Source organism: Pseudomonas sp. RGM2987 (assembly GCF_022952855.1).
GTDB lineage: Bacteria > Pseudomonadota > Gammaproteobacteria > Pseudomonadales > Pseudomonadaceae > Aquipseudomonas.
The window spans coordinates 1-25,676 of sequence record NZ_JALJDX010000144.1 but is presented as its reverse complement, the minus strand read 5'-3'; the positions used below and the strand labels follow the sequence as shown (position 1 = coordinate 25,676).

The following is a 25,676-nucleotide window of genomic DNA, read 5'->3' as shown; positions in this document are numbered from 1 at the left end:
TTCCTTAACTGACCCGCCGCCTTCGCGAGCAAGCCCGCTCCCACAAGGACTGTAGGCTGGCTCAGACCGCCATCGGCGCGGTCATCGGCGCGTGGTGCTGGTAGCCTTCAAGTGAGAAGTCGCCTGGTTCCACCAACTCCAGCCACTCCGGCTGGTACACACCAGTCCTGGCAAACTCCGGCACGCGCTCGGAAATTACCAATCTGGGCATCGGGAACGGCTCGCGCTTGAGCTGTTCGTTGAGCATGTCCAGGTGGTTTTCGTAGACGTGGGCGTCGCCGATGAAGTAGGTGAACCAGCGCGGCGTGTAGCCGGTCAGGCGACCGATCAGGCTCAGCAGCGCAGCACCTTCGGTGAGGTTGAACGGCGTGCCCAGGCCCAGGTCATTGGAGCGGATGTAGAGGGTCAGGGAGATCTCCTTCGTCTCGACATTCGGGTGGAACTGGTAGAGCAGATGGCACGGCGGCAGGGCCATTTCATCGAGTTGGGCGCAGTTCCAGCCGTGGAACAGGATGCGCCGGCTGCCCGGGTCCTTGATGATGGTGTCGACGCACTGGCGCACCTGGTCGATGGCCTTGTACAGCACCACGTAGGCCTGGCCGTTTTCTTCACCTTCGGCGATCTGCCGGTAACCCTGGGCCAGGGTCTGCTCGATGGCTGCCGGGTTGTTCAGGGGGATCTGCTTGTAGGCCGGCCATTTACGCCACTGCACGCCATAGATCTCGCCCAGGTCGTCATCGCCCTGGCGGAACGGGTTGGCCAACCACTGGGCGTTCTCGTTGGCGTTCTGGTCCCAGACCTTGCAGCCCAATGCGCGGAACTCGGCGGCATTGTTGACTCCCCGCAGGAAGCCGCACATCTCGCCGATGGCCGACTTGAAAGCCATCTTGCGAGTGGTGATGGCCGGGAAGCCCTCCTTGAGGTCATAGCGCAGCATGGCGCCGGGGAAACTGATAGTGTTCACGCCGGTGCGGTTGGCTTGCTTGGTGCCGTTCTTGATGACGTGGGCCACCAGATCGAGATATTGCTTCATGGGTTACCTGTGTCCTTGAACCCGGAGCCTGCGCCCCGGGGTTCGAATTTAAACCTTGGCCGCCGCAGCCGGGGCACGATGATAGGCCAGCCAGATCAGCACCAGGCCGCCGACGATCATCGGCAGGCACAGTACCTGGCCCATGGTCAGCCAGTTCCACGCCAGGTAGCCGAGCTGGGCGTCCGGTACGCGGACGAATTCCACGATGAAGCGGAAGATCCCGTAGAACAGCGCGAACATGCCCGACACCGCCATGGTCGGCCGTGGCTTGCGTGAGAACAGCCAGAGAATCAGGAACAGTGCCACACCTTCGAGGGCGAACTGGTACAGCTGCGACGGATGGCGCGGCAATTGCGCCGGGTCGCTGAAGGGCGGGAAGACCATCGCCCATGGCACGTCGGTCGGCTTGCCCCACAATTCGGCGTTGATGAAGTTGCCGATGCGCCCGGCGCCCAGGCCGATCGGCACCATGGGCGCGACGAAGTCCATCAGTTCGAAAAACGACTTGTTGTTACGCTTGCCAAACCAGACCGCCGCCAGCATCACCCCGATGAACCCGCCATGGAATGACATGCCACCCTTCCAGACTTCGAAAATCAGCGTCGGGTTCGCCAGGTAGGCGCTCAGGTCGTAGAACAGCACATAGCCCAGGCGTCCGCCGACGATCACGCCCATGGACAGCCAGAACACCAGGTCGGAGAGCTTCTCCTTGTTCCAGGTCGGGTCAAAACGGTTGAGCCGGCGCGACGCCAGCAGCCAGGCACCGCCGATGCCCACCAGGTACATCAGGCCGTACCAGTGGATTTTCAGCGGGCCGATGGCCAGGGCCACCGGATCGATCTGCGGGTAAGGCAGCATTGATATTCCTCGTAAACGTCAAAAATACCCGGGCGACGCTGCCACCTCGGGATTAAGCCAGGATTGCGTCAGAACAGGAAACTTGTGCCAACGCAGAACAGCAAGGCGGCGAACAGCCGCTTGAGCAAGCGCGGTGACAAGCGATGGGCCAGTCGCGCACCGAAGCGGGCGAAGACCATGCTGGTCAGGGCAATGCCCAAGAGCGCCGGCAAATACACAAAACCGAGACTATGGGCCGGCAACAGCGGATCGTGCCAGCCCAGAATCATGAAACTTGCAGCGCTGGCCAGGGCAATCGGCAGGCCGCAGGCCGATGAGGTCGCCACCGCCTGCTGCATCGGCACACTGCGCCAGGTCAGGAACGGTACGGTCAACGAACCGCCGCCAATGCCGAAGATCGCCGAGGCCCAGCCGATCACCGTGCCGGCCAGGGTCAGCCCGGCTTTGCCCGGCACCGTGCGGCTGGCCTTGGGCTTGACGTCCAGGGCCAGTTGCACGGAGACGATTATGGCGAACACGCCGATGATTTTTTGCAGGTTCGGGCCGGAAATCGCTTCGGCGGTGAGGGCGCCGAAACCGGCGCCGATCAGGATGCCCACGGTCATCCAGACAAAAATCGGCCAGCGCACCGCACCTTTGCGCTGATGCTCACGCACCGCATTGACCGAGGTAAAGATGATCGATGCCAGGGACGTGCCGACCGCCAGGTGCGTCAACACCTGCGGGTCGAAGCCCTGCAAGGTGAAACTGAACACCAGCACCGGGACGATGATGATCCCGCCACCCACGCCGAACAGCCCGGCCAGCACGCCGGCGCAGGCGCCAAGCAGCAGATAGAGCACAAATTCCACCAGCGTCTCCCCGACCATCCCCGAAACAAGAGCGGCATGGTAACGGATCCATGGCCTCGGGCTCCACTGAAGGCGATGGATGCCGGGGGGATGTGTGGGTAGAGTGGGTTCGAACACCGATCACTTTTGTGGCGAGGGAGCTTGCTCCCGCTGGGCTACGCAGTAGCCGAGGAATCGCCGGGGAGTGCTGCGCCCTCCAGCGGGAGCAAGCTCCCTCGCCACGGGTCTTCGCTAAATTCTCCTAACTGGCTGGGGACTACCTGATGTGCCTGATCGTATTTGCCTGGCGCCCCGGCCATGACCGGCCGCTGATCGTGGCGGCCAACCGCGACGAGTTCTACGCTCGGCCGACCCTGCCGCTGGCGCAGTGGGAAGACGCGCCTGGTGTCCATGCCGGTCGCGACCTTGAAGCCGGCGGCAGCTGGCTCGGCATTGGCGCCGAGGGTCGCTTTGCGGCCCTGACCAACATCCGCGACCCGGGCCAGCTCCCGGCGCTCAAGTCGCGCGGCGAGCTGGTGGCGCGGTTTCTCACCGGGCATCTGCCGATTGCCGACTATCTGAGCGAAGTCGTGCCCCGCGCTGCGGAGTACGGCGGCTTCAACCTGTTGCTTGGCGACGGCACTGAGCTGTGGCACTACAACGCCCGCGATGCGCAGCCCCAGTGCCTGGCCGAGGGCCTCTACGGCTTATCGAATGCCGGGCTGAACACGCCATGGCCGAAACTGCTCAAAGCCCGTGCGGCGCTGGGCGAGGTGCTGGACGATCCGCAGCCCCAGGCCTTGCTGGCGCTGCTCAACGACCCGCAACCGGCTCCGGTGGCGGACTTGCCGGACACCGGCGTGGGGCTGGCGACCGAAACGCTGTTGTCGAGCGTATTCATCGCCAGCCCGGCGTATGGGACGCGGGCGAGTACGGCGCTGATCGTCCATGCCGACGGCACGCGGCATATGGTCGAGCGCAGCTTCGGGCCGCATGGGGGGCATTTGGGGGAGGTGGAGGTCAGGGTTTAGTCACTAGGTAAAGTGCTGGCCTCTTCGCGAGCAAGCCCGCTCCCACATGGGGCCTTCGGTTGTTCACAAAATATGTGTTCTCCAAAGATCTACTGTGGGAGCGGGCTTGCCCGCGAAGGGCGCGCCGCAAATTAGAGCGTCTTGTTCGAAGCCGGATTGATCATCCGCGCCAGCCCAAGGTTTTTCAGCGCCAGTTGCAGGGAACTGTGGATTACCTGCGGGTTGTCGATGGTCATCACTTCCGCCAGCAGTTCCTGGGCCTTGCTCAGGTTGATCTGGCGCAGCATCCATTTCACTTTCGGCAGGTTGGTGGCGTTCATCGACAGGCTGTCGAAGCCCATCGCCATGAGCAGCACCGCCGCCGCCGGGTCGCCGGCCATTTCGCCACAGATGCTCACCGGCTTGCCTTCGGCATGGGCGTCGCGCACCACGTTCTGCAAGGCTTGCAGCACGGCGGGGTGCAGGTAGTCGTAGAGGTCGGCCACCCGTGGGTTGTTGCGATCCACCGCCAGCAGGTATTGGGTCAGGTCGTTGGAGCCAACCGAGAGGAAGTCCACCTGCCGTGCCAGTTCCTTGGTCTGGTACACCGCCGCCGGGATCTCGATCATTACGCCCACGGGTGGCATCGGCACGTCGGTGCCTTCGTCGCGCACTTCACCCCAGGCCCGGTGGATCAGGTGCAGGGCTTCTTCCAGCTCGTGGGTGCCGGAGATCATCGGCAGCAGGATGCGCAGGTTGTTCAGGCCTTCGCTGGCCTTGAGCATGGCGCGGGCCTGGACCAGGAAAATTTCCGGGTGATCGAGGGTCACGCGGATGCCGCGCCAGCCGAGGAACGGGTTCTCTTCCTTGATCGGGAAGTAGGACAAGGCCTTGTCGCCGCCGATGTCCAGGCTGCGCATGGTCACCGGTTGCGGGTGGAACGCAGCCAGTTGCTCACGATAGATCGCCAGCTGTTCCTTCTCGCTGGGGAAGCGCTGGTTGATCATGAACGGCACTTCGGTGCGGTACAGGCCCACGCCCTCGGCCCCGCGCTTCTGCGCCCGGGCCACGTCGGCCAGCAGGCCGGTGTTGACCCACAACGGCATGCGGTGGCCGTCGAGCGTCACGCAAGGCAGGTCCCGCAGCGCGTCCAGGCCCAGGGACAGTTGTTTTTCTTCTTCCACCACATCGGCGAACTGCTTGCGCAGCACGTCGCTGGGGTTGGTGTAGACCTCGCCGTGGTAGCCATCGACGATCATCTGGATGCCGTCGACCTTGGAGTACGGCAGGTCCACCAGGCCCATCACCGTCGGGATGCCCATCGCCCGGGCCAGGATTGCAACGTGGGAGTTACCCGAGCCCAGTACCGAAACCAGGCCCGCCAGCTTGCCTTCAGGCACCTCGCCGAGCATCGCCGGCGTCAGTTCCTCGCTGACCAGGATGGTGTTGTCCGGGTAGACCAGGGTCTGCTGGCGCTCCTGCTGCAAGTACGCGAGCAAGCGGCGACCCAGGTCCTTGACGTCCGAGGCGCGCTCGCGCAGGTAGGCGTCGTCCATCAGTTCGAAACGGTTGACGTGGTCGGTCACCACCTGGCGCAGCGCGCCCTGGGCCCACTGGCCGGTCTTGATGACCGTGGTCACCTCGCTGCCCAGGGAGGCGTCGTCGAGCATCATCAAATAGACGTCGAACAGCGCGCGTTCTTCGGGGCGCAGTTGCGTCGCCAACTTGGCCGACAGGGCCCGCATGTCGGCACGCACGCCTTCGATGGCGGTCTTGAACAGCCCCAGCTCAGCGTCGATGTCGGCGATGGCCTTGTCCGGCACTACGTCGAGGTCGGCGGGCGGCAACATGACCACCGCCGTACCCACTGCCGCGCCTGGCGAGCCCGGCACGCCGACGAACTTGGCTTCCTGGATGCCCTTGCCCTGGCGCCCCAGGCCGCTGATCGAGCCGGTGGCCTCGGCATGGGCGATAACACCGGCCAACTGCGCGCTCATGGTCACGAGGAAGGCTTCTTCCCCCTCGTCGAACTGGCGGCGTTCTTTTTGCTGGATGACCAACACGCCGACGACGCGGCGGTGGTGGATGATCGGTGCGCCGAGGAACGAGGCGTAGCGTTCCTCGCCCGTTTCGGCGAAGTAGCGATAGCGCGGGTGATCCGCGGCGTTCTCAAGGTTCAGGGGCTCTTCGCGCGTGCCGACCAGGCCGACCAGACCTTCATTGGGCGCCATGCTGACCTTGCCGATCGAGCGCTTGTTCAAGCCCTCGGTGGCCATCAGCACGAAACGGTTGGTCTCGGGGTCCAGCAGATAGACCGAGCAGACCTGGCTGCCCATGGCCTCTTTGACGCGCAACACAATAATCCCCAACGCCGCCTTGAGATCCTTGGCGGAGTTAACTTCCTGGACGATCTTGCGCAGCGTATTGAGCATGGCTCGGGGTCGAACTCCGTCGTCAGTCGCGCGTCAGCAGGCGCGGGGCAAGCTCTTTGAGGGCGCGTCGGTACACCTCGCGCTTGAATGTCACCACCTGGCCCAACGGATACCAATAGCTGACCCAGCGCCAGCCATCGAACTCCGGTTTACCGGTCAAATCCATCCGCACCCGCTGCTCGTTGGAGATCAGGCGCAGGAGAAACCATTTCTGCTTCTGGCCGATGCACAGCGGTTGGCTGTGCGTCCTGACCAGGCGTTGCGGCAAACGATAGCGCAACCAGCCCCGGGTGCAGGCGAGTATTTCGACATCCTCTCGCTCAAGCCCCACTTCTTCGTTCAACTCGCGGTACAAGGCCTCTTCCGGCGTCTCCTGGGGGTTGATGCCACCCTGGGGAAACTGCCAGGCGTCTTGATTGATACGGCGAGCCCATAGCACCTGCCCTGCATCATTCGTAAGAATGATCCCCACATTGGGTCGGAAACCATCGGGATCGATCACGGCAACAACCTCGCAAACGCATGTCGCCGCATTGTTCCACAAAGGTTGTGAAAGCAGCAACGAGGCTGCCTACCTTATGTGCACTCTTGTGAAAAGTCCGTATTCTGGGCGCCTTTCTTCAGAAATTTCAGCGAGTAACTGCAATGCGGCTGGCTTTATTCGACTTGGACAACACGTTGCTGGGCGGCGACAGCGATCACGCGTGGGGCGATTACCTGTGTGAGCGCGGTTTCCTCGATGCCGTCACGTACAAGGCGCGCAACGATGAGTTCTACCAGGATTACCTGGCCGGCAAGCTCGACAACGCCGAGTACCTGAATTTTTGCCTGGAAATCCTGGGTCGTACCGAGATGGACGTCCTGGCCCAATGGCATCTGGACTATATGCGCGACTGCATCGAGCCAATCATGTTGCCCCAGGCCCTTGAGCTGCTGAAAAAGCACCGTGACGCCGGCGACAAGCTGGTGATCATCACCGCCACCAACCGTTTTGTCACCGCGCCAATCGCCGAGCGCCTGGGCGTCGAGACCCTGATCGCCACGGAATGTGAAATGATCGACGGCCGCTACAGTGGGCGCAGCACTGATATCCCGTGCTTTCGTGAGGGCAAGGTGACGCGGTTGAACCGCTGGCTGGAGGAAACCGGCTATTCACTCGAAGGCAGCTACTTCTATAGTGACTCGATGAATGATTTGCCGTTGCTGGAGGCGGTTGCGCATCCGGTGGCGGTGGACCCTGATCCGAACTTGAGGGCTGAGGCTGAGAAGCGAGGGTGGCCGGTGATCAGTCTGCGTGGCTGAAATAGCTTTCGCGAGCAAGCCCGCTCCCACAGGAAATCACCACTGTCCATGTGGGAGCGGGCTTGCTCGCGAAGGGGGCGACGCGGTCCCAAGCCTTTAAACAGGCTTGGCCCCCATCAACCCGGCAATGGCGATAAAGCAGACCATGCTGAACAGCGCCAAGGCAAAACTGAACTTCCCACCACCCTCGGGCGCCTTGCGCAGCTTGTTCAACCGCACCACCAGCCAGAACCCCGCCAGCGCCGCCAAGGTGTAGAGCACGCTGGAAGCCAACAACCAGGTCTGCCCCAGCGACCAGCCAATCTGATGCACCATCCACCAGCCCGTGAAGGGCAGGCTCGCCAGTGCCAGGATCATCACCAACCAGACGAACAGCCGCGGACGTTGCAGCGTACGAGCGGCCGCCGTGGCGTCGCCATTGCGCCGCGTGCGCCAGGTCCAGATGGCCAGACCCAGGGCGCCTGCCAACACCAATACAGTGGCTACAACGTGAGCGATCTTCAGCGCGGTCAACGTTTCCATGGTTCGATTTCCTTATGACTTGTTCAGCAGCTTAGCCCCTCTGTGGCGAGGGAGCTTGCTCCCGCTGGGGCGCGAAGCGACCCCAAAAAAGGTGAGCGCTTCGCACTGGAGCGCCAGCCCGGTCAAGCGGGAGCAAGCTCCCTCGCCACAAGCCCATCCAGTCCCCAGTCCGAACGGTCACAATGGCGGGGCTCATCCCAGGAACAGTTGGTACGCCGGGTTATCGCTTTCATCCCAGTACGGATAACCAATTTCTTCCAGGGCGGCCGGGACCAGGTGGCGTTCATCGTGGGGGACTTGCAGCCCCGCGACCACGCGGCCATCCGCCGCGCCATGGTTGCGATAGTGGAACATCGAGATGTTCCAGCGCCCGCCCAGTTTATTGAGGAAGTTGAACAGCGCACCCGGGCGTTCCGGGAATTCGAAGCGCAGCACCACTTCGTCGATGACATGGGCCGCGTGCCCGCCCACCATGTGGCGGATATGCAACTTGGCCAGTTCGTTGTCGGTCAGGTCCAGCACCGGGAAGCCTTGTTCGGTCAGGCTGGCGATCAGCGCGCTGCGCGGGTCGTTTTCCGGGTGCGTCTGCACGCCAACGAAGATGTGTGCTTCGCTGCCGGTGTTATAGCGGTAGTTGAATTCGGTGATCTGGCGCTTGCCGATGGCTTCGCAGAACGCCTTGAAGCTGCCCGGCTTCTCGGGAATGGTCACAGCGATGATCGCTTCGCGGCCCTCGCCCAGCTCGGCGCGTTCGGCAACGTGGCGCAAGCGGTCGAAGTTGACGTTGGCACCCGAGTCGATGGCCACCAGGGTCTGGCCGCTGACGCCTCGCGATTCGACATATTTCTTGATCCCGGCCACGCCCAGGGCGCCGGCGGGCTCGGTGATCGAGCGGGTATCGTCGTAGATATCCTTGATAGCGGCGCAGATCTCGTCGGTGCTGACGGTGATCACTTCGTCCACATGGTGTTTGCAGATATCGAAGGTGTGCTGGCCGATCTGCGCCACGGCCACGCCGTCGGCAAACAGCCCCACGGTCGGCAGTACCACGCGTTCACCGGCGGCCAGGGCCGCTTGCAGGCAATTGGAATCGTCCGGCTCGACGCCGATGACCTTGATCTCCGGGCGCAGGTATTTGACATAGGCCGCGATGCCGGCGATCAGCCCGCCGCCGCCGACCGGGACGAAGATCGCATCCAGGCGCCCAGGGTGCTGGCGCAGGATTTCCATGGCCACCGTGCCCTGCCCGGCAATGGTGTGGGGATCGTCATAGGGGTGAATGTAGACGTAGCCCTTTTCGTCCACCAGTTTCAGCGAATAGGCCAGGGCTTCCGGGAATGAGTCGCCGTGCAGCACGACTTTGCCGCCCCGGGAGCGCACGCCTTCGACCTTGATTTCCGGGGTGGTCTTGGGCATCACGATGGTGGCCTTCACGCCCAGGACTTTCGCCGCCAGGGCCAGGCCCTGGGCGTGGTTGCCCGCCGAGGCCGTGACCACACCGCGGGCGCGTTCCTCGTCGCTGAGCTGGGTCAGCTTGTTGTACGCCCCGCGAATCTTGAACGAGAACACTGGCTGCAAGTCTTCGCGCTTGAGCCAGATGTTATTGCCCAGCCGCTCGGAAAGCTGGCGAGCGGTCTGCAGCGGGGTTTCTACGGCAACGTCGTAAACGCGCGAGGTGAGGATCTTCTTGACGTACTGTTCGAGCATCGGAAAGCATCACTGGGCGGGTTGGGCAGGACCAAGGAGTCTAACCCGGCTTTTGGCCGGGCGACCACACGAATTAAAGGGTTTCAAGGTACAACGCCCCCTGTGGCGAGGGAGCTTGCTCCCGCTCGATGGCGCAGCCATCGCAAAATCTTGGGCCTGCTTCGCAGTCCAGCGGGAGCAAGCTCCCTCGCCACGGGGATCTGCGTTCAATCAAGCAATGACCGAGGCTCCTGCGGCGCCTATAATGCCGGCTTTTCGTTCCCACTCGGCACCTTCGGAGCCCGCATGACCCAGGATCAACTCAAACAGGCCGTGGCCCAGGCCGCTGTCGACCTCATCCTCCCGAAACTGGATGACAAGAGCATCGTCGGGGTTGGCACCGGCTCTACGGCCAATTGCTTCATTGACGCGCTGGCCCGACACAAAGGCGCGTTCGACGGCGCGGTCGCCAGCTCCGAAGCCACTGCTGCGCGGCTCAAGGGCCACGGGATCCCGGTGTACGAGCTCAATACCGTGAGCGACCTGGAGTTCTACATCGACGGTGCCGACGAAAGCGATGCCCACCTGAACCTGATCAAGGGCGGCGGCGCGGCGCTGACCCGCGAGAAAATCGTCGCGGCGGTGGCCAAGACGTTCATCTGCATCGCCGACGCAAGCAAGCTGGTGCCGGTGCTCGGCGCATTCCCGCTGCCGGTGGAAGTGATCCCGATGGCCCGCAGCCACGTGGCCCGGCAACTGGTGAAGCTGGGCGGCGACCCGGTGTACCGCGAGGGCGTGCTGACCGACAACGGCAACATCATCCTGGATGTGCACAACCTGCAAATCACTGACCCGGTGGCGCTGGAAAGCCAGATCAATGCGATCGTGGGCGTGGTCACTAATGGCCTGTTCGCGGCGCGTCCGGCGGATGTATTGCTGTTGGGTACGAGTGAAGGGGTGAAGACCCTCAAGGCCTGATCCGATGTTGTGATTGGCACTCTTGTGGCGAGGGAGCTTGCTCCCGCTTGAGTGCGAAGCACTCACAAAAGAGGGCTGCTGCGCACCCCAGCGGGAGCAAGCTCCCTCGCCACGGTAATTCGGGCGGCGCTTGAATGATCGGCGCTGCAGGCACAGGGATGCCTTCCTATAAATCGCGCTGCGGCTTCTTGAACACATAAAACAGATTCGGCTCACTCACCAGATACAGGTTGCCGTCATCGTCCATGGCAAGGCCTTCGGCCTGGGGCACGGTTTTCTGCAGGCCATGGCGGCCCTTGTTCAACGACAGTGTGCTCAATGGCCGGCCATTGATATCCAGCTCGATGATCAGCCGTGACTCTTCGGACAGCGCCAGCAAATGGCCGCTACGCTCGTCGTATTGCAGGCTCGAAAGGTCGCGTACGAACAGCCCGGCATCGCGCTTGGGGTTGTTGACCACATGCACGGCATAGGATTTTTCCGGATTCTGGTGAGGAAACCCGTGCACTTCATAAATCAGCATCGGGTCGCGTTCCTTGGCCACGAACAGCCGTTTGCCTACCGAATCGTAGGCCAGTCCTTCGAAGCCTTTGTTGCTGCTCATGTGCAAGCCGAGAGTCATCTGCTCGGCGTCGGCTGCGTCGAGAAACCGGGTCTCATCGTCCAGGTGGATCTTGATCAGTCGCTGCTCGCGCTCGTCGGTGATGACGTAGATGTCTTCGCTGATGAACTCCACCGCTTCCGGATCACCGAAGCCGATCAGGGCGATGCGCCGCAGGACCTTGCCATCGAGTGACAGTTCGACCAGCTCCGAATCCTGGTTGGTGACGGTGAACAGGCTCTTGCGTACCGGATCGTAGGTCAGCGCGGAAACGTCATCGTCCAGGCCCTCGATCACCTGTGCTTCGACCATGACCTGGTATTGATCCAACGCGATGGCCTGCTCGTCGATGGGTTTCCAGAGCGAATTGAAGTTGAACCAGGCACGTTCGAACAGGCGTAAGTGCTGGCCGGCAGCGATCAGCGCAACCAGCAGGATCGTCAGCAATATCAGGAACAGGGGTTTGGGACGGGCGAGTCGGCGCATAGGGGGTGGGCTCTGAAAGACAGGTGGGTGGAAATACCACGGCTGCCTGAACTGAAGCTTAATGGCCGTTTGCCACGTCCTACAACGAAGAAGGAATAATCTTACAGGGTGAGGGCTATCAGCGTTGTTTTTCGAAACGATAAAACAGATTCGGCTCGCTGACCATGTAGAGGTTGCCGGCTTCATCGATGGTCACACCCTCGGCGCGAGGGATGGTGTCTTTCAGGCCATTGAAGCCCCCCAACAGGGTCATGAAACTGACCTGGTCGCCTTTTTCGTCCAGCTCCAGCAGCAGATGAGAGTCGGCTGAAAGCACCAGCATATGGCCGGTGCGAGGATCAATCGCCAGGGCCGAGAGATTTCGCAGGTCCAGTTCATCGCTGACATGGATCTGCTTCTCGCCGCTGAGCTGCTGGCTACCGTCACTTTTCCAGGTGAACAGTGCCGGCGGACGTTCCTCCCCAAGCACCAGTTGCTGATTGCGCGGATCCCAGACAATCCCTTCGAACCCCTTGTTCTGGTTCTTCGACGGGCCGAGGTCGTAGTGAGGGAAGTCGGTGCTGTTGAGTTCGCGGGTGCTGGCGTCCACCTGGACGATGGTCAGCGTGTGGCTTCGCTCATCAGTAATGGCCAGCAGGCCGTTTTCCATGTAGGTCACGCCTTCGGGATTGCTCCAGCCCACCAGGGGCATCTTGCGCAGTACGTCGCCCTGCAAGGTCAGTTCCACCAGGAACGGTTGCTTGCCCATGACCGCGAACAGCGTCTTGGTCTGCGGGTTGTAGGTGATGTCAGACGCTTCATCCTTCTCCATGCCGGGCAGCGGCTTGGCGTCGATCACGGCGTGGTAGTCCGGCAGCCAGGTACTTTCCTGGCGCTGGGCCGGGCTCTGGAAGTGCTCCGACAGCCAGAGCAGGCCGCGATCATCCCAATGCATCGCAAACGCCAGCCCGTAGGCCGCTGCCGCCGCCAGCAACGACCAGGCGTACCAGGGCAGGGCGAAGCGAGAGCGGCGAGGGGCTTTGGCAGGAGACGGAGCTTGGGTTTTGGCCATCGGGGGGTAAATTCCAGGAGGATTAGGGCTAAGGGCGTGGCTGGCTCAGATGCCGCAATCGGCGCAATTATCCGGATGGCATGTGAAAAAACAGTAAAACCCAGACTTCAGGGCAGGTTGGACACCCAATGTGGGAGCGGGCTTGCTCGCGAATGCGGTGTCTCAGTTAACGATTATGTCGACTGAAACTCCGTCTTCGCGAGCAAGCCCGCTCCCACTTTGATCTCCTGTGGTCGCAAGACCGTGTCAGCGAACGCTGCTTTCGAAGCGGCTCGCCCCTGGCAGCTCTACCACCAGTTCATCGCCGACGTTCAACGGCCCGACGCCCGCCGGGGTGCCGGTGAGGATAACGTCCCCGGCTTGCAGCGAGAAACAGCCGGCCATGTGCTGGATCATCGGCACGATGGGGTTGAGCATCAGGCTGCTGTTGCCGTCCTGGCGCACTTCACCGTTGATGGTCAGGCGCACCGGGATGTCGGTGAGGTCGGCGAAGGTGCCGTTCGGCACGAAGGGGGCGAGTACCGCCGCACCGTCGAACGACTTGGCGATTTCCCAAGGCAGGCCCTTGGCCTTGAGTTCGGCCTGCTTGTCCCGCAGGGTCAGGTCCAGGGCCGGGGCAAAGCCTGAGATGGCGTCCAGCACTTCTTCAACGCTCGGGCGGGTCGACAACGGCTTGCCGATCAGCACGGCGATTTCCGCTTCGTAGTGCACTGAACCACGGTCCGTAGGGATGCTGAAGCCGCCTTCCATGGGCACCACGCAACTGCCCGGTTTGATGAACAACAGGGGCTCGGTGGGCACCGGGTTATCCAGTTCCTTTGCATGTTCGGCGTAGTTACGGCCGATGCACACCAGTTTCCCCACCGGGAAATGGATGCGTGTGCCGTCGACATACTGGTGCTGATAGCTCATTACCGACTCCTGGGTCTTGGATTCATCAGGTGCTTCAAGGCATCAAACTGCGAAAATCTTGCCTGGGTTCATGATGCCGTTGGGGTCGAAGACCGCCTTCACGGCTTTCATGTACTCGATTTCCACCGGCGAACGACTATAGGTCAGGTAGTCGCGCTTGGTCATCCCCACGCCGTGTTCGGCGGAAATCGAGCCGTTGTACTTCTCGACGGTTTCAAACACCCACTTGTTCACGGTCGCGCACTTGGCGAAGAACTCGTCCTTGCTCAGGTTTTCCGGCTTGAGGATGTTCAAGTGCAAGTTGCCGTCGCCGATGTGACCGAACCAGACGATTTCGAAATCCGGGTAGTGTTCGCCGACGATCGCGTCGATTTCCCCCAGGAAGCCTGGCACGTTCGAGACTGTGACCGAGATGTCGTTTTTGTACGGGGTCCAGTGGGAGATGGTCTCGGAGATGTACTCGCGCAGCTTCCACAGGTTCTGCAACTGGGTTTCGCTCTGGCTCATCACGCCGTCCAGCACCCAGCCTTGCTCCACGCAATGTTCGAAGGTCTCCAGGGCGTGGTTGGCGACTTCTTCGGTGGTGGCTTCGAATTCCAGCAGCGCATAGAACGGGCACTCGGTTTCGAACGGGGCCGGTACGTCGCCGCGACCCAGAACCTTGGCCAGGGCCTTGTCGGAGAAAAATTCGAACGCGGTCAGGTCCAGCTTGCCCTGGAACGCATGCAGCACCGGCATGATTGAGTCGAAGTCCGCCGTGCCAAGCACCATCGCAGTGAGATTCTTTGGTGCGCGATCCAGGCGCATGGTGGCTTCGACCACGAAGCCGAGGGTGCCTTCGGCGCCGATGAACAGTTGGCGCAAGTCGTAGCCGGTGGCGTTCTTGATCAGGTCTCTGTTCAGTTCCAGCAGGTCACCCTTGCCGGTGACGACTTTCATGCCGGCGACCCAGTTGCGGGTCATGCCGTAGCGAATGACCTTGATCCCGCCGGCATTGGTGCCGATGTTGCCGCCAATCTGGCTGGAGCCGGCCGAAGCGAAATCTACCGGATAGTACAGGCCGTGTTCCTCGGCCTTATTCTGCAATTGCTCGGTTACCACGCCTGGCTGGCAGACGGCGGTACGGTCGGTGAGGTTCACGTCGAGAATCTGGTTCATGTAGTCGAAGGACACGACCACTTCGCCGTTGGCCGCCACGGCTGCTGCCGAAAGCCCGGTGCGCCCGCCCGATGGCACCAAGGCTACCTTGTGCGCGTTGGCCCAGCGAACGATGGCCTGGACCTGTTCGGTGGTCTTGGGGAAGACGATGGCCGTTGGCGCAGGGGCGAAATGCTTGGTCCAATCCTTGCCATAAGCATTCAGGGAGTCGGCATCGGTCAGGACCTTGCCAGGCTCAACCAGGGTCTTCAGCTCATCTAACAGGGCAGGGTTGGTCATCGACAGAACTCTCGAACAATTCATGGTCATCCTGAGAACGCTTCACGTCGCAGGAATGAGTGTTTAGCGGGGTGGCTATGCTAGCATACCGACCCCGCAGCGTAGTGCTCAAAGGCTGTTCTGCGGCGACGGCTGTCACGCCGGTCGGGCCAGCATGCGCTGTCCGATTCCCTGCCATTTTTCTCCGGGACACAGGTTTACGCAGATGAGCAAGACTTCTCTCGATAAGAGCAAGATCAAGTTCCTTCTTCTCGAAGGCGTCCACCAATCGGCTGTCGACGTCCTCAAGTCGGCGGGCTACACCAGCATCGAGTACATCACCAGTTCTCTGCCGGAAGCCCAGCTCAAGGAAAAGATCGCCGATGCGCACTTCATCGGCATTCGCTCCCGCACTCAGTTGACCGAAGAGATTTTCGATCACGCCAAGAAACTGGTCGCGGTCGGCTGCTTCTGCATCGGCACCAACCAGGTTGACCTCAACGCAGCGCGCGAGCGCGGCATCGCGGTGTTCAACGCTCCGTATTCCAACACCCGTTCCGTCGCCGAACTGGTGCTGGCCGAAGCGATCCTGCTGCTGCGGGGCATCCCTGAGAAAAACGCTTCCTGCCACCGTGGCGGCTGGATCAAGAGCGCGGCCAACTCTTTCGAAATCCGCGGCAAGAAGCTGGGTATCGTCGGCTACGGCTCGATCGGCACCCAGTTGTCGGTACTGGCTGAAGGCCTGGGCATGCAGGTGTTCTTCTACGACACCGTGACCAAGCTGCCGCTGGGCAACGCCACCCAGGTCAATGATCTGCACGAGCTGCTGGGCATGTCCGACATCGTGACCCTGCACGTGCCGGAAACCGCGGCCACCCAGTGGATGATCGGTGAGAAAGAGATCCGTGCCATCAAGAAGGGCGGGATCCTGATCAACGCCGCCCGTGGCACCGTGGTCAAGCTCGACGCCCTGGCCGAAGCGATCAAGGACAAGCACCTGATCGGCGCCGCCATCGACGTGTTCCCGGTGGAGCCGCGCTCCAACGACGACATCTTCGAGAGCCCGCTGCGTGGCCTGGACAACGTGATCCTGACCCCGCACATCGGTGGTTCCACCGCCGAAGCCCAGGCCAACATCGGTCTGGAAGTGGCGGAAAAACTGGTCAAGTACAGCGACAACGGTACGTCGGTGTCGTCCGTGAACTTCCCGGAAGTGGCGTTGCCGGCCCACCCTGGCAAGCACCGCCTGCTGCACATCCACGAAAACATTCCGGGTGTGATGAGCGAGATCAACAAGGTCTTCGCGGAAAACGGCATCAACATTTCCGGTCAGTTCCTGCAAACCAACGAGAAAGTCGGCTACGTCGTGATCGACGTCGACGCCGAATACTCGGATCTGGCGCAAGAGAAGCTGCAGCACATCAAGGGCACTATCCGTTGCCGCGTGCTGTTCTGACGGGCAGTGATCCACTGCCGTGAAGCAAAAAGGGAGCCTAGGGCTCCCTTTTTTCTGCCTGACACTACACAAAACCCTGTGGGAGCGGGCTTGCTCCCACAGGTTCGAGTGTTGTGTTATTTCACGGTCACCGTGATTTTCTTCGACACAATTGGTGGATCGAACGGCATGTGGCCGCTGTCGCCCAGTTCCAGCTGCAAGGTGTGCTTGCCCGGCGCCAGCTTGATGGTGGCTTCGGTCTGGGCTTTGCCGAAGTGCATGTGGTTGGCGTCGTTGGGGATCGGTGCATCTTTGGCGGGCAGTTTGTCGACATCGATCAGTAGATGATGGTGGCCGGTATTCTTTGTCACGTCGCCCGCCGGAGCCAGGGCGATATCCTTGACGCCAAACTTGACCTTGAATTCCTGGGCGACGGTGGCACCGTCTTCCGGGGAAACGATGAAGACTTCAGCACCCTTCGGGGCCGGGGTCGCGGCGGTTGCCAGCATCGAAGTGCCGAGCAACAGGCCGGCCAACGCGGCACGAGACATCAAGCTTTTCATTTTTTTCTCCAGTTTTTCCATGAAATCCGCCTGGTCGTGACAACTTCATGACCATTCGTTGTCGAAGCCTGCAACAACCATAGCAAAGCGAGCCTGAAACGAGCGTCGCTTGTATAAATACCTAGGAGTGACCATGCGTTTTCTGCCTGGCCTGATTTGCCTGCTACCCCTTCTGAGCCCCCTGGCCCATGCCGAACTGATCGACGACATCAACGACCGTGGCGAGCTGCGCATTGCCCTGGAGGCCAACGCCGCCCCGTTCAACTTCAAGGAGGACGGCAAGCTCGCCGGCTTTGAAGTGGAACTGGGCCAGATGCTGGCCGCTGAGCTCGATGTACGCGCCGACTTCGTGGTCACTGATGCCGCGGATCTGCTGAGCGGTGTGGAAAGCGGCAAGTACGATGTCGCCATCAACCACATAGCAATGACCCCGGAACTGGCAGAACGTTTCGACACCAGCGCCGCTTACAGTCAACCGGATGCGCAATTGCTGGCGGGCAAGGATGAAACCCAGCGCCCGCTGATGATGGCGCAGTCTTTCCAGGCGCAAGAAAAGAGCGCCCCGGCGCCGCACCTGGTGATCCCATTCCAGAAGGGCAACCCGGCGTTCAAGGCCAGCCTGGATAACGCCCTGGCGCGGATCAAGGATGACGGGCGGTTGGAGCAGTTGTCGCAGAAGTGGTTGGTCAAGCGGGAATAACCGAAACCCGGAATTACGCACGGTCCCCTGTGGCGAGGGAGCTTGCTCGCGCTGGACTGCGAAGCAGGCCCCAAGATTTTGCGACGGCTGCGCCGCCGAGCGGGAGCAAGCTCCCTCGCCGCGGCTCAGCGTTCAGCCGGTAGAAATAGGTCCGCTCTCAAATTTTGCGCCAGACACTTGCCAGCCAAGGCTGTTGCTCCCGTGGCAGCCCCGCCGGTCGGTAGTAATGCTCCAGCTCCACGAAGTCGGCCTCGGTGAGCAATGCGCGCCAGGCTGCGAGGTCGTGATAGGCGCCAAAGCGCTGGCCGTTCCAGCCTTCCTGGTTCTCACCGCGGGGGTTGGAGCTGAACAGCACGCCACCGGGCTTGAGCGTCGCGTGCAGTTGTTTGAGCACTCGTGGCAGTTCCTGCACCGGGATATGAAACAGCACCGCGTTGGCAAATATCCCGTCAAAGCGTTGCGCCGGCAAATCGAGCTTCAGGAAATCCCGTTGCCAGACCTCACAACCGCTGTCCTGGCGCGCCATGCGGGCGAACGCCTCTGAACCGTCGAGGCCGACCGCTACATGGCCCATGGCAGTAAAGGTACGCAGGTCGCGCCCGGGGCCGCAGCCGAAATCCAGGATATGCAAGGGTGCCTGGCCCTGGATGTGCCGCAGCAACGCGTCGATGTTCTGGCTGACATCATGATCGCGGGTGCCCTCGCGAAAGCTCTCGGCGACTGCGTTGTAATTGCCCAGGGTCGTGCGGGTGATGACGTGCAGGTCTTCGGGGGTGTGCTTCATGGTCGTGGGCTTGGGTAGGGGGCGTTGAGCTGACTATACCGTAGCCGCCCATCGTCGGATCGCCGCCCGGAGCAGGCTCGCTCCCACAGGGTTTTGTGAACGACGCGAATCCCCTTGAGGGAGCGAGCCTGCTCCGGGCGGCGATCCGACGATAGCCGTGGGTCAGTCAACGAATACCTGTCGCAGCCAGCCTCAGCGCTTGTTCAGCCCCCGCGCCAGGCGATCCCCGCCCAGCTGGATCACCGCCACCAGCGCCACCAGCAACACGATCACCGTGAGCATGACCTGGCTGTCGAAACGCTGGTAGCCATACCGGTAGGCGATGTCACCCAGGCCGCCGGCACCGATGGCGCCCGCCATGGCCGAGGAGTTGATCATGGTCACCAGGGTGATGGTGAAACCGCCGACGATGCCCGGCAGGGCTTCAGGCAGCAGCACGTGCCAGACAATGTGCCAGCGCCGGCACCCCATGGCCTGGGCGGCTTCGATCAGGCCGTGGTCGACCTCCCGCAGGCTGACCTCGGCGATACGCGCGAAGAATGGCGTGGCGGCGATGGTCAGGGGCACCACGGCGGCCCAGACGCCATAGGTGGTGCCGACGATCAGCCGGGTGAACGGGATCAGCGCCACCATCAGGATCAGGAACGGGATCGAGCGAAACAGATTCACGAATGCCCCCAACGCCTTGTTCAAGGCGGGCGCCTCATAGATTCCGCCCTTGCCGCTGGTCACCAGGATCACCGCCAGCGGAATACCCGCCAGCAACGCGATCAGCGACGACACACCCACCATCAGGAAGGTGTCGATGAAGCCCTGTAACAGTCGATCAAACCACATAACCCAGCACCTCCACCCGTTGCGCCCAATTACCGGCGCGTTGACGCAACTCTTCGGCCCCCCATGAAGAACCGCTCACCGCCAGCAGCAACTGCCCCAGCCCATGACCCTGGATCCGCTCGATGCCGCCGTGCAGCAGCCGGACGCGGCCACCCAGGGCGCTGAACAAGGCCGCCAGGTCTGGTTCGTCGCGGCCGCTGCCGGTGAATTGCAGGCGCAGCACAGTGGCGGCATCCGCCGACGCCGGTTGCGCTTGCAAGCGGTTTTGCAGTTCTTCCGGCAACGCATGCTGCAAGGGCGCCAGCAGTGTCCGACTGACCTCGTGCTGCGGGTTGCCGAACACTTCCCAGACCGGTCCCTGCTCGACGATGCGCCCTTGCTCAAGCACCACCACCCGGTCGCAGACTTCACGAATCACCGCCATCTCATGGGTGATCAGCACGATGGTCAGGCCCAGCCGCTGGTTGATCTCGCGCAGCAGGCCGAGAATCGACTGGGTGGTTTCCGGGTCCAGGGCCGAGGTGGCCTCGTCGCACAGCAGAATCTGCGGATCGTGAACCAAGGCCCGGGCGATCCCGACGCGCTGCTTCTGGCCCCCGGAGAGCTGCGCCGGATAGGCCTGGTGCTTGCCTTGCAGGCCAACCAGTTCCAGCAGCTCGCGGACTTTGCGCTGGCGCTGCTCCTTGGGCACCCCGGCGACTTTCAGCGGCAACTCGACGTTCTGCCACACGGTCTTGGCCGACATCAGGTTGAAGTGCTGGAAGATCATGCCGATGCGTCGGCGCAGCTCCACCAGGCGGTCTTCATCGAACTCGCCGATGTCCACCTGATCGATCAGCACGCGGCCGCTGGTGGGCTGTTCGAGCCGGTTGATGGTGCGGATCAGCGACGACTTGCCGGCACCGCTGCGGCCGATGATGCCAAACGCCTCGCCGCGCTGGATCGCCAGGTCGATGCCGTGCAGCGCGGCCACCGGCCCTTGGGCGCCAGTGTAAGTCTTGCCCAGGCCGATGAAGCGCACATGGGCGCGGTTCAGCTCAGGATGCAGTTCGGTCTGGTCGGCGCTCTGGGGCGCGGCGGGTTCATCTCGGAGTCGGACGTTGACGGCGTTCATGCTCAGCTTTCCCAACCGGCCTGGTAGAGCTTGCCATGGGCCTTGTCCAGGGCGGCGCGCACGGCGGGTGAGTGTTGATAGATATCGACGAACTTGATCAGGCGGGGGTCGTCCTTGCTCTTGGGCTGGATCACGAACTGGATCACGTATTCCTTGTGGTCCAGGCCGTCGAACAGCAGGGCAGAGGAGGCATCGAAGGTTTTCGCCAGGCGAATGTAGGCAGGGTAGCCTTGTACCAGATCGGCGTCGTCATAGGCGCGCACCAGTTGCACGGCTTCGACCTGGAGGATCTTGATTTTTTTCGGGTTGGCGACGATGTCGTCCTCGGTGGCCTTGTAGCCCACCCCGGGCTTGAGCGTGATCAACCCGGCTTTTGCCAGCAGTTGCAGGCCGCGACCGCTGTTGATCGGGTCGTTGGCGATGGCCACGCTGGCGCCCTCAGGCAGCTCGGCGAAGCTTTTGTATTTCTTCGAGTAGAGACCGACGTTGTTGATGATCCCCGGTGCGAACGGCACCAGATCGAAACCGGCGGCGGCCTTAGCGTTTTCCAGGAACGGGATGTGCTGGAAGTAATTCACGTCGATATCCCCGGAGGCCAGGCTGACGTTCGGCGCGATCCAGTCGCTGAACTCCACCAGCTCGACCTTCAGGCCTTGTTTGCCCGCTTCTTCAACGGCCGCTTCCAACGGAATGGCGAACGCGGCGGTGGTGCCGATTTTAAGCGGCGCATCGGCGGCGAACAGCGCCGAGCTGAACAGGCCGAGGGCCAGGGCCAGCGCTTTGACTGGCAAGGAGAGGGAGTGCTTGGTCATAAAGTTTTTCCAGTCATCAATTAGAAAGTTCGTAGTGCTTTTTGTGGCGAGGGAGCTTGCTGTGGCGAGGGAGCTTGCTCCCGCTGGACTGCGAAGCAGGCCTCAAGATTTTGCGCCTGCTTCGCAGTCGAGCGGGAGCAAGCTCCCTCGCCACAGGGTTCAGCCTGCCCCTGGTTAACAAATCAGTGCCGGTAGGTCGAACCGGTGTGTTGTTCGGGTAGATGGGCCTCTGCATGAAACAACTTCTCGCGCAGCGTGCCGCTGTCGTATTCGGTCTTGTACGAGCCACGTCGCTGCAGCTCGGGCACCACCAACTCGATGAAGTCCTCATAACTTTGCGGCGTGACGATGCGGGTCAGGTTGAAGCCATCGAGGCCGGTTTCGGCGATCCACGATTCCAACTCATCGGCCACCTGTTCGGCTGAGCCGACCACCGTGATGTAGCGGCCGCCCAGGGCGTGTTGCGCGAGCAATTTGCGTCGGGTCCAGTCGTTGTTTTGCAGGGTCTTGGTGGCGGACTGGATGGCGTTGCTCTTCACGTACTGGATCGGCTCGTCCAGCTCGTACTGGGAAAAATCGATTCCCGTCGACGCGGAAAAATGTGCCACCCCGGCCTCGGCGCTGGCGTAGCTCAGGTACTCGGCATGCTTGGCCCAGGCCGCCGCTTCGGTCTCGCCGACGATCACGTTCAGGCCCATGAACACCTTGATGTCCTCGGGGTTGCGTCCGGCCTCAATGGCGCTGGCGCGAACTTTATCGACTTGGACTTTGGTCGCCGGTTTGTTCTGGCCGCTGATGAACACGCACTCGGCATGCCGCCCGGCGAACAACAGGCCGCGCTCCGAGCTGCCGGCCTGGAACAGCACCGGTGTGCGTTGGGGCGAGGGTTCGCACAGGTGATAACCCTCGACCTGATAGAACTCGCCCTGGTGCTGGACCTTGTGCACTTTCTCCGGCTGGGCATAAATGCGCTGCTGGCGGTCGTTGAGCACCGCGTCGTTTTCCCAACTGCCTTCCCACAGTTTGTAGAGCACTTGCAGGTATTCATCGGCCTGGTCGTAACGCCGGTCATGTTCGACTTGCGCAGTCAGGCCCATGGCTTTGGCGGCGCTGTCCAGGTAGCCGGTGACGATGTTCCAGCCGACCCGGCCGCGACTCAGGTGGTCGAGGGTGCTCATGCGTCGGGCGAACAGGTACGGCGGCTCGTAGGTCAGGTTGGCGGTGAGGCCGAAACCCAGGTTCCGGGTGACCGCCGCCATCGCCGAGACCAGCAGCAACGGGTCGTTGACCGGCAGCTGGATCGATTCCTTCAGCGTGACATCCACCGATTGTTGATAGACGTCGTAGACCCCGACAATATCGGCGATGAACAGCCCGTCGAACAAGCCGCGCTCAAGCAACTGCGCCAGGCCGGTCCAGTATTCGATGGTGTTGTACTGGGTCGAGGTGTCCTGGGGATGGGTCCACAAGCCATGGTTGATATGCCCCACGCAGTTCATGTTGAACGCGTTGAGGAGGATTTTTTTCTTGCCGGACGCCATCAGATCGTCCCCCGCAGCGGCGGCTTTTCATCATTGAGATAGAAGTTGCCGACCGCGTGGTATTTCCAGCGCACCGGGTCATGCAGGGTGTGCACCCGGGCGTTGCGCCAATGGCGATCCAGGCCGTGTTCGGCCAGGGTTGCCTGGCTACCGGCCAGTTCGAACAGCGTGCTGCCGGCGGCCAGGGAAATCTCGGTGCTGATGGCGCGGGCTTCGGCCACCGCAATCGAGGCGGCGGCGACTGAATCGGCCTGGGTGTCGGCCTGGGCCCGGTCGAGAAACTCACCGGCGCGTTCCAACAGCGCTTCGGCGGCATGCAGGCGGATGCTCAACTGGCCGAAACTCTTGAGGGTGTGTGGGTCTTCGGTGGCGACGTCGCTGGTGGCGTCGATCCATGGCCGGGTCTTGCTGCGCACGAAGTGCAACGCATCTTCATAGGCGGCGCGGGCGATGCCGGTATCGATGGCGGCGTGGAGAATCTGCGCCAGCGGCCCTACCGGCGTCGGGCGCTCGAAGGCACTCTGGAACGGCACGATGTCTTCGGCGCCGACATACACGTCTTCGAACACCACCGAGCCGCTGCCGGTGGTGCGTTGGCCGAAACCGCTCCAGTCGTCGATCACCGTCAAGCCTTTACTGTCGCGTGGCACGAACGCCAGCTGTTGCACGCCGTTTGCATCCACCACCGAGGTGGGGATGCGTTGGGCATAGATCGCCCCGGTGGCGTAGAACTTGCGCCCGTTGATCCGGTAGCCGTCGCCATCGCGACTCAGTTGGGTGGTGCGCTCGTGGGCGGTCTTGGTGCCTAACTCGGCCAATGCGTTGCCGAAGCGCTGGCCGGCCAGCACCTCGGCGTACAGGCGTTGCTTCTGCGCTTCGCTGCCATTCACGCGCAGCACTTCCAGGGCGTAGTAATGGTTCTGCGGAATCTGCCCGAGGGAACCGTCGGCCTGGGCGATCAGCGCAATGACCTTAGCCAGCGTGACGTTGGAAACCCCGGCGCCGCCATAGGCCTTGGGCACGCTGATGCCCCACAGCCCAGAGCGGGAAAACACTTCCAGTTCCGGATAGGGCAGGCGGCGTTCACGGTCGCGCAGGGCGCTGTCGCGCTTGAAGTCATCGGCCAGGTCGCTGGCAACGATCAGGGCTTGTTCATCGCTGGTGATTACCGCGACGTGTTGAGAAAACGTCATGTACTGCTCCAGAGGTCGGGTCGTCAGATCCAGGAATGCCGCGCCGGCAATGTGCCGTTGAGGTGGTAAGCGCCGACCGCGTGGTATTTCCAGCGCACCGGGTCGTGCAGGGTGTGGACCCGCGCGTTGCGCCAGTGGCGGTCGAGGTTGAATTCGGCGAGGGTGGCGCGGCTGCCGGCCAGCTCGAAGAGTTTTTCGCTGGCTTGCAGGGCGATCTCGGTGGTGAGGACCTTGGCTTCGGCCACGGCAATCGAGGCGCGGGCGGCCGATTGCGCAGTGATGGGCGCGGCGTTGACCTGGTCCAGTACCTGTCCGGCCTTGCGCAGCAGCGCTTCGGCGGCGTGCAGGTCGATTTTCAATTTGCCGATGTCGGCGATCACGTAGAGGTCGTCGCTGGCCCGCTCGACCTTGGCGTCGATCCACGGCCGGGCCCGTTCACGGACGAACGCAATGGCGTCGTCGATGGCACCACGGGCGATACCCGCGTCAATGGCGGCCTGGATCAGCTGGGAAATCGCGCCCTGTACATTCGGTTTTTCGTTGACCCGCCAGTTGTCCAGGACCAGTTCGGCGTCAACCCGCACATCGTTCAACAGCACGGTGCCGCTGGCGGTGGTGCGTTGCCCGAAGCCCGACCAATCGTCGACGATCCGCAGCCCCGGCGTGCCGCGCCGCACGAACGCCAACACCTGGCGACCGTCGTCATTCAGCGCCTTGACCGCCACCCAGTGGGCGAACAGTGCGCCGGTGGAATAGAACTTCTGCCCGTTGATGACATACCCGTCACCGTCGGTTGTGATCCGTGCCTTGAGTTCCAGGGTGTTGCGCACGCCCCGTTCCGGCCCGGCATTGCCGATGCGCCAGCCTTCGAGCACGCTTTGCAGGAGGATTTTCTTTTGCCGTTCGGTACCTGTGGCGAGAATCAGCTGAAGCACGCCGAACTGGTTCTGCGGGATCTGCCCGAGGGCCGGGTCGGCAGCAGAAATGATCGCAAACACGTCGGCGACGGTCACGAACGAAACCTGGGGGCCGCCGTATTCCCGAGGGATGGCGATGCTGCCCAGTCCACTGCGGGTGAATTGTTCGATTTCCGACCAGGGCAACTTGCGCTGCTGATCGCGCCGCGCTGCCTGCTGACGGGCGACCTGCGCCAGTTCGCGGGCGGCCTTGATGGCCTCGGCATCGTTGCGCAGCACTTGTGCGGGCAGCAACAGCGGTGCGATGTCCTGGTCGCTCTGGACCTTTGCTTGTGCCAGATCCGACATCACCGCCACTCCGTGGCTGCTGGCAGTGCCTTGGCGTACTGCGCTTTTGTGCCCTGCACTGGGGTGATTGTGTTCCGTACCATACCCACCTCACATCTCAAGAAACGCCGCGATGAATGCGGCGTGCAAAAACAAGAATGTCCGGTGGTCCGGTGCATATACCCTAAACGCGTGTAAATTATTTATGAACTAACTTTTAGGAATATGCATAGGTTGGATTGGATGCTTGCCTGGAAGCCCTGGCGCGGCACCGAAGCTGTTGTGGCGAGGGAGCTTGCTCCCGCTGGGTTGCGAAGCGGCCCCAAGCTTTTTTAT

At 62.1% G+C, this 25,676-nt stretch carries 24 protein-coding genes; 5 read left to right on the top strand and 19 right to left on the bottom strand.

From position 1 onward, the window contains the following. Nucleotides 1-61: 61 nt before the first annotated feature. The 3 genes from RGM2987_RS05310 to RGM2987_RS05300 form a co-directional block, all read right to left on the bottom strand. The gene (locus tag RGM2987_RS05310) at nt 62-1,033 is read right to left on the bottom strand and encodes a thymidylate synthase (RefSeq protein WP_245139072.1); all 972 of its coding nucleotides are present in this window, start codon (nt 1,031-1,033) and stop codon (nt 62-64) included. 48 nt (nt 1,034-1,081) lie between these two features. After that, a complete protein-coding gene (gene lgt, locus RGM2987_RS05305) occupies nt 1,082-1,891 on the bottom strand; it encodes a prolipoprotein diacylglyceryl transferase (RefSeq protein WP_245139071.1) in 810 nt (269 codons plus the stop codon). A gap of 68 nt (nt 1,892-1,959) precedes the next feature. Beyond that, on the bottom strand, nt 1,960-2,742 hold the full coding sequence (locus RGM2987_RS05300) for a sulfite exporter TauE/SafE family protein (protein WP_245139070.1): 783 nt from the start codon (nt 2,740-2,742) through the stop codon (nt 1,960-1,962). A gap of 263 nt (nt 2,743-3,005) precedes the next feature. On the opposite strand from RGM2987_RS05300, the gene RGM2987_RS05295 reads away from it, so the two are divergent. Further along, entirely contained in the window at nt 3,006-3,752 is a 747-nt protein-coding gene (locus tag RGM2987_RS05295) for an NRDE family protein (RefSeq protein WP_245139069.1), read from the top strand. Nucleotides 3,753-3,883: 131 nt separating this feature from the next. Here RGM2987_RS05295 and ptsP read toward each other — a convergent pair whose 3' ends face one another. Together ptsP and RGM2987_RS05285 are read right to left on the bottom strand one after the other, a co-directional pair. Further along, the gene (ptsP, locus tag RGM2987_RS05290) at nt 3,884-6,163 is read right to left on the bottom strand and encodes a phosphoenolpyruvate--protein phosphotransferase (RefSeq protein WP_245139068.1); all 2,280 of its coding nucleotides are present in this window, start codon (nt 6,161-6,163) and stop codon (nt 3,884-3,886) included. A 22-nt stretch (nt 6,164-6,185) separates the two neighbouring features. Then, nucleotides 6,186-6,665: an RNA pyrophosphohydrolase gene (locus RGM2987_RS05285; RefSeq protein WP_003186867.1), complete on the bottom strand. Its 480-nt coding sequence runs from the start codon at nt 6,663-6,665 to the stop codon at nt 6,186-6,188. Between the two features lie 143 nt (nt 6,666-6,808). Between RGM2987_RS05285 and RGM2987_RS05280 the strand changes: the two genes are divergently transcribed. Continuing rightward, entirely contained in the window at nt 6,809-7,465 is a 657-nt protein-coding gene (locus RGM2987_RS05280) for an HAD family hydrolase (RefSeq protein WP_245139067.1), read from the top strand. Nucleotides 7,466-7,561: 96 nt separating this feature from the next. Here RGM2987_RS05280 and RGM2987_RS05275 read toward each other — a convergent pair whose 3' ends face one another. Both RGM2987_RS05275 and ilvA read right to left on the bottom strand, forming a co-directional pair. Further along, nucleotides 7,562-7,987, bottom strand: coding sequence for a DUF2269 domain-containing protein (locus RGM2987_RS05275; RefSeq protein ID WP_245139066.1), 426 nt, complete (start codon nt 7,985-7,987; stop codon nt 7,562-7,564). Between the two features lie 192 nt (nt 7,988-8,179). After that, entirely contained in the window at nt 8,180-9,694 is a 1,515-nt protein-coding gene (gene ilvA, locus RGM2987_RS05270; RefSeq protein ID WP_245139065.1) for a threonine ammonia-lyase, biosynthetic, read from the bottom strand. A 285-nt stretch (nt 9,695-9,979) separates the two neighbouring features. On the opposite strand from ilvA, the gene rpiA reads away from it, so the two are divergent. Then, on the top strand, nt 9,980-10,651 hold the full coding sequence (gene rpiA, locus RGM2987_RS05265) for a ribose-5-phosphate isomerase RpiA (RefSeq protein WP_245139064.1): 672 nt from the start codon (nt 9,980-9,982) through the stop codon (nt 10,649-10,651). Nucleotides 10,652-10,817: 166 nt separating this feature from the next. Here the strand turns inward: rpiA and RGM2987_RS05260 are convergent, their stop codons facing one another. The 4 genes from RGM2987_RS05260 to RGM2987_RS05245 all read right to left on the bottom strand — a co-directional run bounded on the left by RGM2987_RS05260 (nt 10,818) and on the right by RGM2987_RS05245 (nt 15,138). Next, the gene (locus RGM2987_RS05260; protein WP_245139063.1) at nt 10,818-11,738 is read right to left on the bottom strand and encodes an SdiA-regulated domain-containing protein; all 921 of its coding nucleotides are present in this window, start codon (nt 11,736-11,738) and stop codon (nt 10,818-10,820) included. 118 nt (nt 11,739-11,856) lie between these two features. Continuing rightward, entirely contained in the window at nt 11,857-12,789 is a 933-nt protein-coding gene (locus RGM2987_RS05255; protein WP_245139062.1) for an SdiA-regulated domain-containing protein, read from the bottom strand. Between the two features lie 246 nt (nt 12,790-13,035). Next, entirely contained in the window at nt 13,036-13,701 is a 666-nt protein-coding gene (locus RGM2987_RS05250) for a fumarylacetoacetate hydrolase family protein (RefSeq protein WP_245139061.1), read from the bottom strand. 42 nt (nt 13,702-13,743) lie between these two features. Further along, nucleotides 13,744-15,138: an FAD-binding oxidoreductase gene (locus RGM2987_RS05245; protein WP_245139060.1), complete on the bottom strand. Its 1,395-nt coding sequence runs from the start codon at nt 15,136-15,138 to the stop codon at nt 13,744-13,746. Between the two features lie 205 nt (nt 15,139-15,343). On the opposite strand from RGM2987_RS05245, the gene serA reads away from it, so the two are divergent. After that, complete coding sequence (gene serA / locus RGM2987_RS05240; RefSeq protein WP_245139059.1) at nt 15,344-16,573, top strand: phosphoglycerate dehydrogenase; 1,230 nt, start codon at nt 15,344-15,346, stop codon at nt 16,571-16,573. A gap of 116 nt (nt 16,574-16,689) precedes the next feature. Here the strand turns inward: serA and RGM2987_RS05235 are convergent, their stop codons facing one another. Next, on the bottom strand, nt 16,690-17,115 hold the full coding sequence (locus tag RGM2987_RS05235; RefSeq protein WP_245139058.1) for a DUF4399 domain-containing protein: 426 nt from the start codon (nt 17,113-17,115) through the stop codon (nt 16,690-16,692). 133 nt (nt 17,116-17,248) lie between these two features. Between RGM2987_RS05235 and RGM2987_RS05230 the strand changes: the two genes are divergently transcribed. After that, nucleotides 17,249-17,815 (top strand): transporter substrate-binding domain-containing protein, encoded by a 567-nt coding sequence (locus RGM2987_RS05230; protein WP_245139057.1) that lies wholly within the window; start codon nt 17,249-17,251, stop codon nt 17,813-17,815. A gap of 157 nt (nt 17,816-17,972) precedes the next feature. Here the strand turns inward: RGM2987_RS05230 and RGM2987_RS05225 are convergent, their stop codons facing one another. The 7 genes from RGM2987_RS05225 to RGM2987_RS05195 all read right to left on the bottom strand — a co-directional run bounded on the left by RGM2987_RS05225 (nt 17,973) and on the right by RGM2987_RS05195 (nt 25,361). Beyond that, nucleotides 17,973-18,599 carry a class I SAM-dependent methyltransferase gene (locus tag RGM2987_RS05225; protein ID WP_245139056.1) on the bottom strand — a complete coding sequence of 209 codons (627 nt, stop codon included), beginning with the start codon at nt 18,597-18,599 and terminating at the stop codon, nt 17,973-17,975. Nucleotides 18,600-18,791: 192 nt separating this feature from the next. Beyond that, nucleotides 18,792-19,436: a methionine ABC transporter permease gene (locus RGM2987_RS05220; RefSeq protein WP_245139054.1), complete on the bottom strand. Its 645-nt coding sequence runs from the start codon at nt 19,434-19,436 to the stop codon at nt 18,792-18,794. Next, nucleotides 19,426-20,550, bottom strand: a complete 1,125-nt coding sequence (locus tag RGM2987_RS05215; RefSeq protein WP_245139053.1) for an ATP-binding cassette domain-containing protein — start codon at nt 20,548-20,550, stop codon at nt 19,426-19,428. Before RGM2987_RS05215 ends, RGM2987_RS05220 begins: the two co-directional genes overlap by 11 nt. Nucleotides 20,551-20,552: 2 nt before the next feature. After that, entirely contained in the window at nt 20,553-21,362 is an 810-nt protein-coding gene (locus RGM2987_RS05210) for a MetQ/NlpA family ABC transporter substrate-binding protein (protein WP_245139052.1), read from the bottom strand. Nucleotides 21,363-21,544: 182 nt separating this feature from the next. Further along, on the bottom strand, nt 21,545-22,903 hold the full coding sequence (locus tag RGM2987_RS05205; protein WP_245139051.1) for an LLM class flavin-dependent oxidoreductase: 1,359 nt from the start codon (nt 22,901-22,903) through the stop codon (nt 21,545-21,547). Then, a complete protein-coding gene (locus RGM2987_RS05200; RefSeq protein WP_245139049.1) occupies nt 22,903-24,096 on the bottom strand; it encodes an SfnB family sulfur acquisition oxidoreductase in 1,194 nt (397 codons plus the stop codon). The genes RGM2987_RS05205 and RGM2987_RS05200 overlap by 1 nt, the downstream gene beginning before the upstream one ends. A 23-nt stretch (nt 24,097-24,119) precedes the next feature. After that, on the bottom strand, nt 24,120-25,361 hold the full coding sequence (locus RGM2987_RS05195) for an SfnB family sulfur acquisition oxidoreductase (protein WP_245139048.1): 1,242 nt from the start codon (nt 25,359-25,361) through the stop codon (nt 24,120-24,122). Nucleotides 25,362-25,676 lie beyond the last annotated feature (315 nt).

What these genes read in the sequence shown, in the direction of transcription:
- RGM2987_RS05275 (WP_245139066.1), bottom strand. Translation starts at nt 7,987, where the DNA reads ATGGAAACGTTGACCGCGCTGAAGATCGCTCACGTTGTAGCCACTGTA.
- rpiA (WP_245139064.1), top strand. Translation starts at nt 9,980, where the DNA reads ATGACCCAGGATCAACTCAAACAGGCCGTGGCCCAGGCCGCTGTCGAC.
- RGM2987_RS05225 (WP_245139056.1), bottom strand. Translation starts at nt 18,599, where the DNA reads ATGAAGCACACCCCCGAAGACCTGCACGTCATCACCCGCACGACCCTG.
- RGM2987_RS05195 (WP_245139048.1), bottom strand. Translation starts at nt 25,361, where the DNA reads ATGTCGGATCTGGCACAAGCAAAGGTCCAGAGCGACCAGGACATCGCA.
- RGM2987_RS05310 (WP_245139072.1), bottom strand. Translation starts at nt 1,033, where the DNA reads ATGAAGCAATATCTCGATCTGGTGGCCCACGTCATCAAGAACGGCACC.
- RGM2987_RS05230 (WP_245139057.1), top strand. Translation starts at nt 17,249, where the DNA reads ATGCGTTTTCTGCCTGGCCTGATTTGCCTGCTACCCCTTCTGAGCCCC.
- ptsP (WP_245139068.1), bottom strand. Translation starts at nt 6,163, where the DNA reads ATGCTCAATACGCTGCGCAAGATCGTCCAGGAAGTTAACTCCGCCAAG.
- RGM2987_RS05235 (WP_245139058.1), bottom strand. Translation starts at nt 17,115, where the DNA reads ATGAAAAGCTTGATGTCTCGTGCCGCGTTGGCCGGCCTGTTGCTCGGC.
- RGM2987_RS05255 (WP_245139062.1), bottom strand. Translation starts at nt 12,789, where the DNA reads ATGGCCAAAACCCAAGCTCCGTCTCCTGCCAAAGCCCCTCGCCGCTCT.
- RGM2987_RS05250 (WP_245139061.1), bottom strand. Translation starts at nt 13,701, where the DNA reads ATGAGCTATCAGCACCAGTATGTCGACGGCACACGCATCCATTTCCCG.
- serA (WP_245139059.1), top strand. Translation starts at nt 15,344, where the DNA reads ATGAGCAAGACTTCTCTCGATAAGAGCAAGATCAAGTTCCTTCTTCTC.
- RGM2987_RS05210 (WP_245139052.1), bottom strand. Translation starts at nt 21,362, where the DNA reads ATGACCAAGCACTCCCTCTCCTTGCCAGTCAAAGCGCTGGCCCTGGCC.
- RGM2987_RS05205 (WP_245139051.1), bottom strand. Translation starts at nt 22,903, where the DNA reads ATGGCGTCCGGCAAGAAAAAAATCCTCCTCAACGCGTTCAACATGAAC.
- RGM2987_RS05245 (WP_245139060.1), bottom strand. Translation starts at nt 15,138, where the DNA reads ATGACCAACCCTGCCCTGTTAGATGAGCTGAAGACCCTGGTTGAGCCT.
- ilvA (WP_245139065.1), bottom strand. Translation starts at nt 9,694, where the DNA reads ATGCTCGAACAGTACGTCAAGAAGATCCTCACCTCGCGCGTTTACGAC.
- lgt (WP_245139071.1), bottom strand. Translation starts at nt 1,891, where the DNA reads ATGCTGCCTTACCCGCAGATCGATCCGGTGGCCCTGGCCATCGGCCCG.
- RGM2987_RS05260 (WP_245139063.1), bottom strand. Translation starts at nt 11,738, where the DNA reads ATGCGCCGACTCGCCCGTCCCAAACCCCTGTTCCTGATATTGCTGACG.
- RGM2987_RS05200 (WP_245139049.1), bottom strand. Translation starts at nt 24,096, where the DNA reads ATGACGTTTTCTCAACACGTCGCGGTAATCACCAGCGATGAACAAGCC.
- RGM2987_RS05280 (WP_245139067.1), top strand. Translation starts at nt 6,809, where the DNA reads ATGCGGCTGGCTTTATTCGACTTGGACAACACGTTGCTGGGCGGCGAC.
- RGM2987_RS05295 (WP_245139069.1), top strand. Translation starts at nt 3,006, where the DNA reads ATGTGCCTGATCGTATTTGCCTGGCGCCCCGGCCATGACCGGCCGCTG.
- RGM2987_RS05220 (WP_245139054.1), bottom strand. Translation starts at nt 19,436, where the DNA reads ATGTGGTTTGATCGACTGTTACAGGGCTTCATCGACACCTTCCTGATG.
- RGM2987_RS05215 (WP_245139053.1), bottom strand. Translation starts at nt 20,550, where the DNA reads ATGAACGCCGTCAACGTCCGACTCCGAGATGAACCCGCCGCGCCCCAG.